Origin of the sequence: Pseudomonas sp. BNK-15 (assembly GCF_047456105.1) — a bacterium.
Classification (GTDB): Bacteria; Pseudomonadota; Gammaproteobacteria; order Pseudomonadales; family Pseudomonadaceae; genus Aquipseudomonas; species Aquipseudomonas putida_E.
Genome location: NZ_CP179898.1, coordinates 620,800 through 633,413 on the forward strand (window position 1 = coordinate 620,800; position 12,614 = coordinate 633,413).

The window sequence follows — 12,614 nt, forward strand, 5'->3', positions numbered from 1 at the left end:
AAGCGACCTTGCGCTCGCTAGAATTGCGCACTTTTTGATCAGAGGCGCCCAGAAGCGCCCGTCAGGATCGCCGCCGTTTCCGGCCGGGCGACCTGTATTCAATACCGAGGTTAGTCATGTCCACCACTCCCGCCACCCCCAAGGTAGGGTTCGTCAGCCTGGGTTGCCCAAAAGCCCTGGTAGATTCCGAGCGCATTCTGACCCAGCTGCGTATGGAAGGTTATGAAGTCGTGCCCACCTACGAGGATGCCGACGTGGTGGTGGTCAACACCTGCGGCTTCATCGACAGCGCCAAGGCCGAGTCGCTGGAAGTGATCGGCGAAGCGATCAAGGAAAACGGCAAGGTCATCGTCACCGGCTGCATGGGTGTCGAGGAAGGCAGCATCCGTGACGTGCACCCCAGCGTGCTGTCGGTCACTGGCCCGCAGCAGTACGAGCAGGTAGTCAATGCCGTGCACGAAGTGGTACCGCCACGCCAGGACCACAACCCGCTGATCGACCTGGTACCGCCGCAGGGCGTCAAGCTGACCCCGCGCCACTACGCCTACCTGAAGATCTCCGAAGGCTGCAACCATAGCTGCAGCTTCTGCATCATCCCGTCGATGCGCGGCAAGCTGGTCAGCCGCCCGGTCGGCGAAGTGCTGAGCGAAGCCGAACGCCTGGTCAAGGCCGGCGTCAAGGAGATCCTGGTGATTTCCCAGGACACCAGCGCCTACGGCGTGGACGTCAAGTACAAGACCGATTTCTGGAACGGCCGCCCGGTCAAGACCCGCATGCTCGAGCTGTGCGAAGCGCTGAGCAGCCTGGGCGCCTGGGTGCGGCTGCACTACGTCTACCCGTACCCGAACGTCGACGACGTGATCCCGCTGATGGCCGCCGGCAAGATCCTGCCGTACCTGGACATCCCGTTCCAGCACGCCAGCCCGAAAGTGCTCAAGTCGATGAAGCGCCCCGCCTTCGAAGACCGCACCCTGGCGCGCATCAAGAACTGGCGCGAACAGTGCCCGGAACTGGTGATCCGCTCGACCTTCATCGTCGGTTTCCCGGGTGAGACCGAAGAAGACTTCCAGTACCTGCTGGACTGGCTGACCGAAGCCCAGCTCGACCGCGTCGGCTGCTTCCAGTACTCGCCGGTCGAAGGTGCGCCTGCCAACGACCTGGGCCTGGAAGAAGTGCCGGATGACGTCAAGCAGGAGCGCTGGGATCGCTTCATGGCCCACCAGCAGGCCATCAGCAGCGCACGCCTGCAATTGCGCATCGGCAAGGAAATCGAAGTGCTGATCGACGAAGTCGAAGAGCAAGGCTCGGTCGGCCGCAGCTTCTTCGATGCACCTGAGATCGATGGCAGCGTGTTCATCGATGGCGACCATGGCTTCAAGCCGGGCGACAAGGTCCGTTGCCGGGTGGTCGATGCCGACGAGTACGATATGTGGGCCGAGCCTGTTTGAGGCTGCGCACTTAGAAGGAGCCCCGCCCACTGGCGGGGCTTTTTGCATCTATGGTTTCCTCAATGACCACCGAGGAACACCGGCATGCATTCGGCACTGACGCTGCAAACACCCCACCTGTGTGATTACCCGGAACTGGTTCAGGTCTGGGAGAACTCGGTGCGCGCGACCCACGACTTTCTGCCTGACGCTTATATCCTGCTGCTGCGCGACCATGTGCTACGCAAGTACCTGGACGCCGTCATGCTGGTCTGCTGCAAGGACCGTCAACGCATCTGCGGCTTTGCCGGTGTCGCCAATGGGCGTGTGGACATGCTGTTCGTAGCACCCCAATACCGTGGCCGAGGCGTGGGCAGGCGCTTGCTGCGCTATGCCATCAGCGAACTGAACGCGCAATGCCTGGATGTCAACGAACAGAACCCCCAAGCCTTGGGCTTCTACCTGCACGAGGGCTTCGAAGTGATCGGGCGCTCCGAAACAGATGGCCTGGGGCAGCCCTATCCATTGCTTCATATGAAGCTGATTCGTACAGCGTCCTAGGACTTTGTCGCAGGATGCCGTGCAATACTTGCGAAATGGTGCATTCGGCACAGATTCCCGTCATCAACCGCAAATGGGCAGGTACAATGTAAGACTTTCCCTGCCTTGCGAATTGCCTGCCATGTCCGAACCCGTCCGCCTGTCCAAACGCCTCATCGAGCAGCTCGGCTGCTCACGCCGAGAGGCAGAGCTGTATATCGAAGGAGGCTGGGTCACGGTCGATGGCGTTGTAGTCGAGCAGCCTCAGTTCAAGGTCGAACACCAGGCTGTCGAGCTGTTGCCGGGCGCCAATGCCGAGGCGCTTGACCCGGTTACCCTGCTGCTCAACCAGCCTGCGGGTGTCGATATCGATACGGCCCGCGCCAGCATGAACATGGCCAGCCTCAGCGAAGCACATCGCGAAGGCGTGCGGCCGCTGCACGGGCACTTCACCCGGCTGACCTGTTCGGCGCCCCTGGAGCGCGGTGCCAGTGGCCTGCAGGTGTTCACCCAGGATTGGAAGGTTACCCGCAAGATCGAGGCCGACCTGCGTCGCCTGGAACAGGAATACATCATTGAAGTGCGCGGCGAGACCACGCCACAGGCGCTGGAGCGCCTGGCGCGCGGCGCGACGCGCAATGATCGGGAACTGCCCAAGGCCAAGGCCAGCTGGCAAAACGAGACCCACCTGCGCCTGGCCCTGAAGAACCCACAACCCGGGCAGATCTCCGAGATCTGCGCCTACCTGCGCCTGGAAATACTCAGTATGCGCCGTATTCGCCTGGGCGGTGTATCCATGGGCAAGCTGCCTGTGGGCAACTGGCGTTACCTGGCCGGCACTGAACGTTTCTAAGCGATGCGCCACGCCCAGGCGTGGCATCTGAACAGGATTTTGCAGCAATGAACCACAACGATGTACTGCGCAGCCTGCGCTACATGCTCAAGGTGAACGACGCCAAGATGGCCGAGATCATCGCGCTCTCGGGCCTGGAGGTTAATCCGGTGGTGCTCGCCACCTACCTGAAGAAAGAGGACGAGCCCGGTTTTGTGCGCTGCCCCGAGCGGGTCATGGCGCACTTTCTCGACGGTCTGGTCTTCCACCGCCGCGGCAAGGACGATAGCCGTCCGCCACAGCCTGTAGAGCTGCCGGTGACCAACAACACCATCCTCAAGAAGCTGCGCGTAGCCTTTGAGCTCAAGGAAGACGACCTGCATGTGATCCTCAAGTCGGTCAACTTCCCGGTTTCCAAGCCCGAACTCAGCGCGCTGTTCCGCAAGGTGGGCCATGAGAACTATCGGCCTTGCGGCGACCAGTTGCTGCGCAACTTCCTCAAGGGCCTGACCCTGCGCGTGCGCGGCTGACTCGCCATGCAACATACGGTTTCGCCTGTCGGCATCGTGCGCTCCTGTTTCAAGGAGAAGTTCGCAATCCCGCGGCAGCCACAGCTGGCGCCGGCTGCACGCGGGGTACTTGAGTTGCTGCCGCCGTTCGACCAAGGCGAGGCCGTGGCGGGCCTGGAGCAGGTCAGCCATGTGTGGCTGTTGTTCCTGTTCCATCAGGCCCTGGAAGACAAGCCACGCCTTAAAGTGCGCCCACCACGCTTGGGCGGCAACAAAAGCATGGGCGTGTTCGCTACGCGAGCGACCCATCGGCCCAATGGCATCGGCCAGTCGGTGGTACGCCTGGAGGCTGTGGAGCCGGGTCGGCTGCTGCTGTCCGGCATCGATCTGCTCGATGGCACGCCGGTGCTGGATATCAAGCCGTATGTTCCCTATGCCGACAGCATCGCCGGGGCGAGCAACCTGATGGCCAGCGATGCGCCTGCCGCGATTGCCGTGCACTGGGGCGATAGCGCCCTGCCCCAGGCCCGCGAACACGCCCTGCGCCTGGGCGAACCACTGGTGGAGCTTATCGAACAGTGCCTGGCACAGGACCCACGACCGGCCTATCAGGTGCCGCCGCCAGAGCGGGTGTATGGGGTGAAGTTCTGGGATGTGCAGGTCAGGTGGCACTACCCGCAGCCGGATGTAATTCGCGTGCTTGAGGTCGTGCCGGAAAACTGAAAGCACTGGCAACCTCAGTCGCACAGGCATAAAAAACGCAGGCCTTACCTTAATGCCAGTCAGTTAGCGTTGTCAGGGCTGCTACGCAGCCCATCGCCGGCAAGCCGGCTCCTACCGGGACCGCACAGTTCTTGAGGTCTGCGCTGTACCTGTGGGAGCCGGCTTGCCGGCGATGGGCCGCAAAGCGGCCCCAAAACGCTTAACTGACTGGCATCAGGCCAAGCCTGCGCCTTCATTGCCGGTCGATTACTTCTCGACGAAAGCACGCTCGATCAGGTAGTCACCCGGCTCACGCATGCGCGGGGAGATCTTCAGGCCGAAGCTATCGAGAACTTCGCTGGTCTCGTCGAGCATGCTCGGGCTACCACAGATCATGGCGCGGTCGTCCTGCGGGTTGATCGGTGGCAGGCCGATATCGCTGAACAGCTTGCCGCTGCGCATCAGGTCAGTCAGGCGGCCCTGGTTTTCGAACGGCTCGCGGGTAACGGTCGGGTAGTAGATCAGCTTGTCACGCACCGCCTCACCAAAGAACTCGTTCTGTGGCAGGTGTTCGGTGATGAACTCGCGATAGGCCACTTCGTTCACGTAGCGCACACCGTGCACCAGGATCACTTTCTCGAAGCGCTCGTAGGTTTCCGGGTCCTGAATGACGCTCATGAACGGCGCCAGGCCAGTGCCGGTGCTCAGCAGGTACAGGTGCTTGCCCGGGTTCAGGTCGTCGAGGACCAGCGTACCGGTAGGCTTCTTGCTGATGATGATCTCGTCGCCTTCCTTCAGGTGCTGCAGCTGGGAGGTCAGCGGGCCGTCAGGCACCTTGATGCTGAAGAATTCCAGGTGCTCTTCCCAGTTGGGCGAAGCGATGGAGTAGGCGCGCATGAGCGGACGGCCGCTGTCCTGCTGCAGGCCGATCATCACGAACTGACCGTTCTCGAAGCGCAGGCCCGGGTCGCGGGTGCACTTGAAGCTGAACAGGGTGTCGTTCCAGTGATGCACACTGAGGACACGTTCGTGGTTCATGTTGCTCATCGATGGGGCTCCTGAAGAAAACGCAGCGCGCACAGCGCACAGTTGCGCGATAGTTTAGGGGCAGCGACAATATCTGTTAACTGAATTATCAAGATATGTGTTATCGGTTATATAGATATGCGATTCACACTTCGTCAGCTACAGGTATTCGTCGCCGTGGCCCAGCATCAGAGCGTCTCTCGAGCCGCCAGTGTGCTGGCCCTGTCGCAGTCGGCTGCCAGCACGTCCATCACTGAACTGGAGCGGCAATCGAGCTGCCAGTTGTTCGACCGTGCAGGTAAACGCCTGGCCCTCAACGCCTTGGGGCATCAGCTGCTGCCGCAAGCGGTTGCGCTGCTCGACCAGGCCAAGGAGATCGAAGACCTGCTCAACGGCAAGTCCGGTTTTGGCTCACTGGCAGTCGGCGCCACACTGACCATTGGCAACTACCTGGCCACCTTGCTGATCGGTAGCTTCATGCAGGTACACCCGGAAAGCCAGGTCAAGCTGCACGTGCAGAACACAGCCCATATCGTGCACCAGGTTGCACAATACGAAATTGATCTGGGTCTGATCGAAGGCGACTGCAACCATCCGGACCTGGAGGTACAGCCTTGGGTTGAGGACGAACTGGTAGTGTTCTGCGCGCCGCAACACCCGCTGGCCAAGGTGGGCCGCGCAGATATCGAAAGCCTGTCCCAGGAAGCCTGGATTCTTCGCGAGCAAGGCTCCGGCACCCGCCTGACATTCGATCAGGCCATGCGGCATCATCGCGCCAACCTGAACATACGCCTGGAGCTGGAGCATACCGAAGCGATCAAGCGTGCCGTGGAATCAGGCCTGGGTATTGGCTGCATATCGCGCCTGGCCCTGCGCGATGCCTTCCGGCGTGGCAGCCTGGTGCCGGTCGAAACCCCGGAGCTGGACCTGATGCGTCAGTTCTACTTCATCTGGCACAAACAAAAATACCAGACCTCGGCCATGCGCGAGTTTCTCGAGTTGTGCCGCAACTTCACCGCAGGGTTTACGCGCAGTGACGAGATCGTCTTGCCACCGATCGCTTAGAGCAGGATAACGCCCCAGACCAACGCCACCATGGTCAGTGCTACGAATTGCGCAGCACTGCCCATGTCTTTGGCGTTTTTCGAAAGCGGATGGCGCTCCAGCGAAATGCGGTCGATGGCCGCCTCCACCGCCGAGTTGAACAGTTCGACGATCAGCCCGAGCAGGCACACGGCGATCATGATGGCCCGCTCGGCGCGGCTTACCGGCAGCCAAAAGGCAATCGGGATGAGCAGCACATTGAGCAGTACCAGTTGACGGAAAGCAGCCTCGCCTTTGAAGGCGGCGCGCAGGCCGTCCAGCGAATAGCCGGCGGCGTTGAAGATACGTTTGAGGCCGGTCTGGCCTTTGAATGGCGACATGTGCGTCACTTCACCGATGAAAGGCCAGCAGACTAGTTCAAAATGAGTCAAAAAAGCGTGAAGCGGCAAGCATTTAGCTGCTCGCAACGGATTCAAGTTGTTGCAGCAACAAGGCCGCCTGGGTCCGAGTGCGCACACCCAGCTTGCGGAAAATGGCCGTCACATGGGCCTTGATGGTCGCTTCCGACACATTCAGCTCATAGGCGATCTGTTTGTTCAGCAAGCCTTCACAGACCATGGTCAACACGCGAAACTGCTGTGGCGTGAGGCTGGCCAGGCCTTCGCTGGCGGCTTTGGCCTCGGCCGAGACATCGACCCTTTCAAATGCCTGAGGCGGCCACCAGACGTCGCCATCGAGCACCTTCCTCACTGCATCCTGAATCACTTCCAGCCCACTGGACTTTGGAATGAAACCACTGGCCCCAAACTCGCGGGACTTGACTACAACGGCAGCCTCTTCCTGGGCCGAGACCATCACCACCGGGATCTGAGGGTACTGGCCACGCAGCAGGACCAGCCCGGAGAAACCATAGGCGCCCGGCATGTTCAGGTCCAGCAGGACCAGGTCCCAGTCGGCTTTTTCGCTCAGCCGGCTTTCCAGCTCGGCGATGCTCGCCACCTCGACCAGGCGCACATCCGCGCCCAGGCCGAGGGTGACGGCCTGGCGCAGAGCGCTACGAAACAGCGGGTGGTCATCGGCAATCAGGATTTCGTACATGGCCATCGATCTAAGGATCCTGTTCTGTGCCAGGCGCAGCGGCGGAGGAATAGCGCCCGGCGGGGAATCGGCGCCAAGGTGCCGAGCACGGCCGGGCAGGTCAAACCACTCGCCCTGCCGCCTCGCTTCATCCTGGCCGCCAGCCCCGTCATTATGAACCAAAGTGGGGCTTGTGCCCCTTGGACTATAGGAAGGTATGCAAACGCTGGTGGGTCGCGTCCTGCTCGTCCAGAGGCAGGCGACGCTTGCCACTGAGGTAGTGCAGGCTGAACACATCCAGATACGCATCCAAGGCTTGGGAGGCTTGGTCGTCACCCGCAAGGTCCAGGCACATGGCAGCAACTTCCGCAGTACAGAAATGATCATCGCGCTTGGAGCGGCGCAGGCGATAGCGCGACATCTGCTCAGCTTGCAGGCTCAGCACCGGGAAGCGGTCAAGATAAGGGCTCTTGCGGAACATCTTGCGGGCTTCGGTCCAGGTGGCATCCAGCAGGATGAACAGCGGGCGTTTGCCCGGCTCACGCACGACCTCGCTGACCACCCGCTCCTGGGCGACGAATTCGCCAGGGAAGACGATGTACGGCTGCCACTGTGGGTCTGCCAGCAAGGTCAACAAGCGTTCGTCCACCGACGTTCGCAACCAGCCGAAGGCAGAGGTATCTTCGATGAGGTCGGCGATCAGCCAGCCGGTGTTGGTCGGCTTCAATGGCTCGGTATCATGCATCAACAGGCATACGCCAGAGTCGGCGTGCACCTTGGGCTTCCAGGCACACAGGCAATGGGTGGCGATAACCCGACAGTCAGGGCAGCGTTCGGCACGTGAACCACGAGCAATGAACGGCTTGATGCTGCGGGCCAGCCGTTCGGCGCGCAGGCGCGCTACCGCATGGCTCATGCTGGCAAGCCTCGGGACAGGTTGTGACTGGACACTGCGATAACTCGATGAAAACAAAGCGCCAGTCTACCAGAGCGGGCGTCATTTGCCGTGCAGCTGGACCGGCTGGTCCTTTATAATCAGCGTTTTGGTGGCCGCGAGCCTGCCCGCGATTCTGCGGGTTTCATGGAACACCAGCCGTCTGCGCATGTCGAAGCGCCAGTCACCGAACCAGGAGAGATTCATGCTGCGTCTTATCGTCCCGACCCTGAGCCTGTTGCTCACCCTGCCACTGGCAGCCCAGGCGGCCTCCAAGCAGGAGTTCGAGCTGAACAAGATGCTGGAAAAGGTCGCCAAGGAAAGCAGCGTCGGCACCCCGCGAGCCATCAACGAAGATATCCTCGACCAGGGTTATACCGTTGAAGGCAAGGCACTGGTGAACCACCTGAGCGTGCGCGCCGAGCACGCCGCACGCATGCAGCAAAACGCAGAGCAGGTGCGCAGCCAGCTAGGTGACAGCGTCTGCCGGAACAGCGGTTACCGCAACCTGATGTCAAAAGGCGCCGTGATGGTCTATCGCTTCACCGTCTACAAGACCAATCAACCGGTCATGGACCAGGCCTTTGACGCTGCCAGCTGCACTGCCGGAAACAAGAAGAAGTAATCAACTGACCCGCTCATCCTCCGCGCGCCGCGGCTCTTCCTCGGCGCGCATCTCTGCCAGAAGCGCCTGCAGGTAAGGTGACTGGCATTCCAACGCAGCCAACCGCCGCAGGCACTCCGCCTCCAGGCTCACATGATGAACCTGTGCCGCATGTTCCAGCTGCTGATAGAGCTGCCGGTCTACCTCGATGACCAAGCGATGCATACCGCCACCTCCTGCATCGACACGTTTCGCTTCTCCAGTTAACCAAACCCTTGCCATCAATGGCCGCGTGCCGACGAGCGGCCTTGGTGATAGTGCCTGCATGAAGTGGCGCGAGGGTCTAGATTGATAGCGAAGCGCACAAAAACGACAAGATGAATTACGCACCTGCATCAGGGCCTTGAAGGCCTACTGCAATGCTCGGGACGCACACTCGAGCCAGAGCAGCCAGCGACGCACGTAGCGTCGCGGCCGAGCCCAGCCATCAGCTCGGTCAGAGGTTTTGCTGCAGAAGGAGACGTTGAATGCCTTACCAACCCAATGAGTATCTGTTCAATCACTTCAGGGACAGTGGTATCGACCTGAGTAAACTCGATGAACAACTGCAACTGGTCGCACCGGACAGCCCCAACCTGCCACTGTACCGTGACATGATGCTGACCATCTTGCGCATGGCCCACGACGACACCGATCGCTGGAGTGCCAAGATCACCTTGCAGGCCCTTCGCGAGCTGGACCACTCCTTCCGCAGCCTGCAACGCTACAAGGGTCGGCGCAAGGCCACCGTTTTCGGCTCGGCGCGCACACCGCTGGAACACCCGATGTATGCCTTGGCTCGCGAGCTGGGTGCCACACTGGCCCGCTCCGACCTCATGGTCATTACCGGCGCAGGCGGCGGCATCATGGCCGCAGCGCACGAAGGCGCGGGTAGCGATCATAGCTTGGGCTTCAACATCACCCTTCCTTTCGAACAGCACGCCAACCCGACAGTGGATGGCACTGACAAGCTGCTGCCCTTCCACTTTTTCTTCATTCGCAAGCTGTTCTTCGTCAAGGAAGCCGACGCCCTGGTCCTTTGCCCGGGAGGTTTCGGCACGCTCGATGAGGCACTGGAAGTACTGACGCTGATTCAGACTGGCAAGAGCCCACTGGTGCCGGTGGTCCTGCTGGACTCACCAGGTGGCAGCTTTTGGCGTGACTGCCTGGACTTCATCAGCAGGCAACTGGAAGAAAACCGCTACATCCTGCCCAGTGACCTCAAGCTGGTGCGCCTGGTACACAGTGCCGACGAGGCAGTGGAGGAAATCAACCAGTTCTACAGCAACTACCACTCCAGCCGCTGGCTGAAGAACCAGTTTGTGATCCGCATGCACCATCGGCTCAGCGACGCGGCACTGCATGAGATTCAGGAAGCCTTTGCCGATTTACGACTGAGCGGGAAGTACCATCAACATGCCGACAGTGGCGTAGAGCATGAAGTAGGCAACTACAACCATCTGACCCGCCTGACCTTTGCCTTCAATGGGCGTAATCAAGGGCGTCTGCGTGAGCTGGTGGATTTCATCAACCTGTCGGAGAACTGGGCAAAGCCACAGCCGATGCATACCACGCAGCGGGCGCGGGAGGCGTTGAAGGTCAGCTGAGTGCGCCTGCGATGTGGCTGTTAGATCAGTAGTCGTCCAAGTCTCGGCCGCTGAGCAGGCGGCCGATCATGTCCAAGGGAAACCCACGGTAAGCGAGAAACCGGGTTTGCTGGGCACGGCTGCGGGGGTCATGCGGACGTAGCCCGGCATATTTGCGCTGCCAGGCATCCTGTAGCCGCTCTGCCCAGTTCACACCACAGTCACGCAGTGCCTGGTCAATATCGCCACGGTTCAGGCCACGCTGGCCCAGCTCCTCGCGAATACGCGCCGGGCCATAGCCGGCATTGGAACGGTACCTGATGAAGCTTTCAAGGTAGCGGGCCTCACTGAGCAGCCCTTCTTCGGCGAGCCGATCAAGCGCGGGCTCGATCAGCTCATCCGTAGCGCCGCGCTGACGCAGTTTGCGCGTCAGCTCGACGCGACCATGCTCGCGGCGCGCAAGCAGGTCCATGGCTGTCCGCCGAACGGCGACGGGGGTGTCGAGTACGACGGACATGATCGGCCAAGCAGCTATCAATAACCGGCGTCGGCGTCAGCCACGTCGTCGGCTTTGGCATCGGCTGCAGCAGCCTTGCCCGCTTCGGCAACAACACCCGCCTTGAGCAGCTTCTCGCGAATCTGCTTCTCGATCTCGGCACCAATGGCCGGGTTCTCTTGCAGGTACTTGGCTGCGTTAGCCTTGCCTTGGCCGATCTTGTTGCCCTGGTAGGCATACCAGGCACCCGACTTCTCGACCAACCCTTGAGCAACGCCCAGGTCAATGATTTCGCCGTTACGGTAGATACCCTTACCGTAAAGAATCTGGAACTCAGCCTGACGGAACGGCGGCGAGACCTTGTTCTTGACGATTTTGACGCGGGTTTCGCTGCCGACGACTTCGTCGCCTTCCTTGACTGCACCAGTACGACGGATGTCCAGGCGCACCGAGGCGTAGAACTTCAGGGCGTTACCACCGGTGGTGGTTTCCGGGCTGCCGAACATCACACCGATCTTCATACGGATCTGGTTGATGAAGATGACCAGGCAGTTGGCGTTCTTGATGTTACCGGTGATCTTGCGCAGCGCCTGGGACATCAGACGGGCCTGGAGGCCAACGTGCATGTCACCCATCTCGCCTTCGATTTCTGCCTTGGGCACCAGGGCGGCCACGGAGTCGACGATGATTACGTCAACGGCGTTGGAACGCACCAGCATGTCGGTAATTTCCAGCGCCTGCTCGCCGGTATCCGGCTGCGAAACCAGCAGGTCGTCGACGTTGACGCCCAGTTTGCCGGCGTACTCTGGGTCGAGAGCGTGCTCGGCGTCGACGAAGGCGCAGGTGGCGCCGCTTTTCTGGGCTTCGGCGATGACCGACAGGGTCAGTGTGGTTTTACCCGAAGACTCCGGGCCATAGATCTCGACGATACGGCCTTTTGGCAGGCCGCCGATGCCCAGAGCGATGTCCAGGCCCAGGGAGCCGGTAGAAATGGCCGGAATGCCGGTGCGCTCGTGATCGCCCATGCGCATGACCGCGCCTTTGCCGAATTGGCGTTCGATCTGACCCAGGGCCGCAGCCAAGGCGCGCTTCTTGTTGTCGTCCATTGAAATCCTCACGTGTTCGACTTGGCCCTGATGGCCGGAATACCTGTATAAGTAGCCAGTATTATTCCACAGGGAAGCGTTTGAGCAAACCCCTGTCGTCGATTTACTCGGCACCAAGCTGTAACAAGCCGTCTAACGCGGCGATCACCGTCTGTCGGCGCACTGCTTCACGGTCGCCGTCGAAGTGGCGACGCTCACTGCTCACGTGACTGCCATCGGCCCATGCCAGCCACACGGTACCGACCGGTTTGGCCGGCGAGCCACCGTCGGGCCCGGCCACGCCACTGACTGCCACGGCAAAACGCGCACCGCTGGCCGCCTGGGCGCCGCGAACCATGGCTTCGACCACCTCCTGGCTGACTGCACCGACTTGGGCGAACAACGGTTCTGGGACCCCAAGCTGGCGAGTCTTCTGGGCGTTGGAGTAGGTGACATAGCCTGCCTCGAACCAGGCGGAGCTGCCAGGTACGCGGGTGATGGCTTCGGCGATGCCGCCGCCGGTGCAAGATTCGGCGGTGGTGACCTGGGCGCTGAAGCGGCGCAGGTGTTCGCCCAGCCGGGCGGAGAGAACGGTGATCGGGTCCATGGGCAACTCCTGGAAGAGGCTGAGCGACACCCTAGCATTTGAGGGGGCTGATCGGGACAGGCATTGTTCTACCCATGCTCAAACTTTCGCACGCACATCCTCCTGG

At 61.0% G+C, this 12,614-nt stretch carries 17 protein-coding genes; 8 read left to right on the forward strand and 9 right to left on the reverse strand.

All coding sequences use genetic code 11. From position 1 onward, the window contains the following. Positions 1 to 116: 116 nt before the first annotated feature. The 5 genes from rimO to tsaA all read left to right on the forward strand — a co-directional run bounded on the left by rimO (position 117) and on the right by tsaA (position 4,031). Positions 117 to 1,448 (forward strand): 30S ribosomal protein S12 methylthiotransferase RimO, encoded by a 1,332-nt coding sequence (gene rimO / locus ACMGF5_RS02785; RefSeq protein WP_046787966.1) that lies wholly within the window; start codon positions 117 to 119, stop codon positions 1,446 to 1,448. A gap of 84 nt (positions 1,449 to 1,532) precedes the next feature. After that, on the forward strand, positions 1,533 to 1,988 hold the full coding sequence (locus ACMGF5_RS02790) for a GNAT family N-acetyltransferase (protein WP_115274054.1): 456 nt from the start codon (positions 1,533 to 1,535) through the stop codon (positions 1,986 to 1,988). Between the two features lie 121 nt (positions 1,989 to 2,109). Continuing rightward, a complete protein-coding gene (locus tag ACMGF5_RS02795; RefSeq protein ID WP_046787964.1) occupies positions 2,110 to 2,820 on the forward strand; it encodes an rRNA pseudouridine synthase in 711 nt (236 codons plus the stop codon). A 47-nt stretch (positions 2,821 to 2,867) separates the two neighbouring features. Further along, on the forward strand, positions 2,868 to 3,329 hold the full coding sequence (locus ACMGF5_RS02800; RefSeq protein WP_115274053.1) for a DUF1456 family protein: 462 nt from the start codon (positions 2,868 to 2,870) through the stop codon (positions 3,327 to 3,329). Between the two features lie 6 nt (positions 3,330 to 3,335). Beyond that, positions 3,336 to 4,031, forward strand: coding sequence for a tRNA (N6-threonylcarbamoyladenosine(37)-N6)-methyltransferase TrmO (gene tsaA / locus ACMGF5_RS02805; RefSeq protein WP_046787962.1), 696 nt, complete (start codon positions 3,336 to 3,338; stop codon positions 4,029 to 4,031). Between the two features lie 246 nt (positions 4,032 to 4,277). Here tsaA and fpr read toward each other — a convergent pair whose 3' ends face one another. Beyond that, positions 4,278 to 5,057: a ferredoxin-NADP reductase gene (gene fpr, locus ACMGF5_RS02810; protein WP_012315841.1), complete on the reverse strand. Its 780-nt coding sequence runs from the start codon at positions 5,055 to 5,057 to the stop codon at positions 4,278 to 4,280. A gap of 117 nt (positions 5,058 to 5,174) precedes the next feature. On the opposite strand from fpr, the gene finR reads away from it, so the two are divergent. After that, positions 5,175 to 6,101 carry a LysR family transcriptional regulator FinR gene (gene finR / locus ACMGF5_RS02815; protein ID WP_046787961.1) on the forward strand — a complete coding sequence of 309 codons (927 nt, stop codon included), beginning with the start codon at positions 5,175 to 5,177 and terminating at the stop codon, positions 6,099 to 6,101. On the opposite strand, the gene ACMGF5_RS02820 is transcribed toward finR, so the two are convergent. From ACMGF5_RS02820 to ACMGF5_RS02835, 4 genes are all read right to left on the reverse strand, one after another. Then, positions 6,098 to 6,460 (reverse strand): diacylglycerol kinase, encoded by a 363-nt coding sequence (locus tag ACMGF5_RS02820; RefSeq protein WP_046787960.1) that lies wholly within the window; start codon positions 6,458 to 6,460, stop codon positions 6,098 to 6,100. The two genes, finR and ACMGF5_RS02820, sit on opposite strands and share 4 nt — an antisense overlap. A 73-nt stretch (positions 6,461 to 6,533) precedes the next feature. After that, complete coding sequence (gene erdR, locus ACMGF5_RS02825) at positions 6,534 to 7,184, reverse strand: response regulator transcription factor ErdR (RefSeq protein WP_012315844.1); 651 nt, start codon at positions 7,182 to 7,184, stop codon at positions 6,534 to 6,536. 178 nt (positions 7,185 to 7,362) lie between these two features. Continuing rightward, entirely contained in the window at positions 7,363 to 8,073 is a 711-nt protein-coding gene (locus tag ACMGF5_RS02830; RefSeq protein WP_115274052.1) for a tRNA-uridine aminocarboxypropyltransferase, read from the reverse strand. Positions 8,074 to 8,154: 81 nt separating this feature from the next. Continuing rightward, the gene (locus tag ACMGF5_RS02835) at positions 8,155 to 8,298 is read right to left on the reverse strand and encodes a hypothetical protein (protein ID WP_158621143.1); all 144 of its coding nucleotides are present in this window, start codon (positions 8,296 to 8,298) and stop codon (positions 8,155 to 8,157) included. Here ACMGF5_RS02835 and ACMGF5_RS02840 point away from each other — a divergent pair. Continuing rightward, positions 8,297 to 8,716 carry a quorum-sensing-regulated virulence factor family protein gene (locus ACMGF5_RS02840; RefSeq protein WP_012315846.1) on the forward strand — a complete coding sequence of 140 codons (420 nt, stop codon included), beginning with the start codon at positions 8,297 to 8,299 and terminating at the stop codon, positions 8,714 to 8,716. The genes ACMGF5_RS02835 and ACMGF5_RS02840 overlap by 2 nt on opposite strands. Here ACMGF5_RS02840 and ACMGF5_RS02845 read toward each other — a convergent pair whose 3' ends face one another. Further along, positions 8,717 to 8,920, reverse strand: coding sequence for a hypothetical protein (locus ACMGF5_RS02845; RefSeq protein WP_046787958.1), 204 nt, complete (start codon positions 8,918 to 8,920; stop codon positions 8,717 to 8,719). Positions 8,921 to 9,222: 302 nt separating this feature from the next. Here ACMGF5_RS02845 and ACMGF5_RS02850 point away from each other — a divergent pair, with 302 nt between their 5' ends. Next, entirely contained in the window at positions 9,223 to 10,341 is a 1,119-nt protein-coding gene (locus tag ACMGF5_RS02850) for an LOG family protein (RefSeq protein ID WP_414157557.1), read from the forward strand. A gap of 25 nt (positions 10,342 to 10,366) precedes the next feature. On the opposite strand, the gene recX is transcribed toward ACMGF5_RS02850, so the two are convergent. The 3 genes from recX to ACMGF5_RS02865 form a co-directional block, all read right to left on the reverse strand. After that, positions 10,367 to 10,837: a recombination regulator RecX gene (recX, locus tag ACMGF5_RS02855; RefSeq protein ID WP_046788328.1), complete on the reverse strand. Its 471-nt coding sequence runs from the start codon at positions 10,835 to 10,837 to the stop codon at positions 10,367 to 10,369. Positions 10,838 to 10,854: 17 nt separating this feature from the next. Then, the gene (gene recA, locus ACMGF5_RS02860; protein ID WP_046788327.1) at positions 10,855 to 11,922 is read right to left on the reverse strand and encodes a recombinase RecA; all 1,068 of its coding nucleotides are present in this window, start codon (positions 11,920 to 11,922) and stop codon (positions 10,855 to 10,857) included. Between the two features lie 103 nt (positions 11,923 to 12,025). Then, complete coding sequence (locus ACMGF5_RS02865; RefSeq protein WP_012315851.1) at positions 12,026 to 12,508, reverse strand: CinA family protein; 483 nt, start codon at positions 12,506 to 12,508, stop codon at positions 12,026 to 12,028. Positions 12,509 to 12,614: the final 106 nt, after the last annotated feature.

Coding starts and splice junctions, on each gene's coding strand:
- rimO (WP_046787966.1), top strand. CDS start 117: ATGTCCACCACTCCCGCCACCCCCAAGGTAGGGTTCGTCAGCCTGGGT.
- ACMGF5_RS02790 (WP_115274054.1), top strand. CDS start 1,533: ATGCATTCGGCACTGACGCTGCAAACACCCCACCTGTGTGATTACCCG.
- ACMGF5_RS02795 (WP_046787964.1), top strand. CDS start 2,110: ATGTCCGAACCCGTCCGCCTGTCCAAACGCCTCATCGAGCAGCTCGGC.
- ACMGF5_RS02800 (WP_115274053.1), top strand. CDS start 2,868: ATGAACCACAACGATGTACTGCGCAGCCTGCGCTACATGCTCAAGGTG.
- tsaA (WP_046787962.1), top strand. CDS start 3,336: ATGCAACATACGGTTTCGCCTGTCGGCATCGTGCGCTCCTGTTTCAAG.
- fpr (WP_012315841.1), bottom strand. CDS start 5,057: ATGAGCAACATGAACCACGAACGTGTCCTCAGTGTGCATCACTGGAAC.
- finR (WP_046787961.1), top strand. CDS start 5,175: ATGCGATTCACACTTCGTCAGCTACAGGTATTCGTCGCCGTGGCCCAG.
- ACMGF5_RS02820 (WP_046787960.1), bottom strand. CDS start 6,460: ATGTCGCCATTCAAAGGCCAGACCGGCCTCAAACGTATCTTCAACGCC.
- erdR (WP_012315844.1), bottom strand. CDS start 7,184: ATGGCCATGTACGAAATCCTGATTGCCGATGACCACCCGCTGTTTCGT.
- ACMGF5_RS02830 (WP_115274052.1), bottom strand. CDS start 8,073: ATGAGCCATGCGGTAGCGCGCCTGCGCGCCGAACGGCTGGCCCGCAGC.
- ACMGF5_RS02840 (WP_012315846.1), top strand. CDS start 8,297: ATGCTGCGTCTTATCGTCCCGACCCTGAGCCTGTTGCTCACCCTGCCA.
- ACMGF5_RS02835 (WP_158621143.1), bottom strand. CDS start 8,298: ATGAATCTCTCCTGGTTCGGTGACTGGCGCTTCGACATGCGCAGACGG.
- ACMGF5_RS02845 (WP_046787958.1), bottom strand. CDS start 8,920: ATGCATCGCTTGGTCATCGAGGTAGACCGGCAGCTCTATCAGCAGCTG.
- ACMGF5_RS02850 (WP_414157557.1), top strand. CDS start 9,223: ATGCCTTACCAACCCAATGAGTATCTGTTCAATCACTTCAGGGACAGT.
- recX (WP_046788328.1), bottom strand. CDS start 10,837: ATGTCCGTCGTACTCGACACCCCCGTCGCCGTTCGGCGGACAGCCATG.
- recA (WP_046788327.1), bottom strand. CDS start 11,922: ATGGACGACAACAAGAAGCGCGCCTTGGCTGCGGCCCTGGGTCAGATC.
- ACMGF5_RS02865 (WP_012315851.1), bottom strand. CDS start 12,508: ATGGACCCGATCACCGTTCTCTCCGCCCGGCTGGGCGAACACCTGCGC.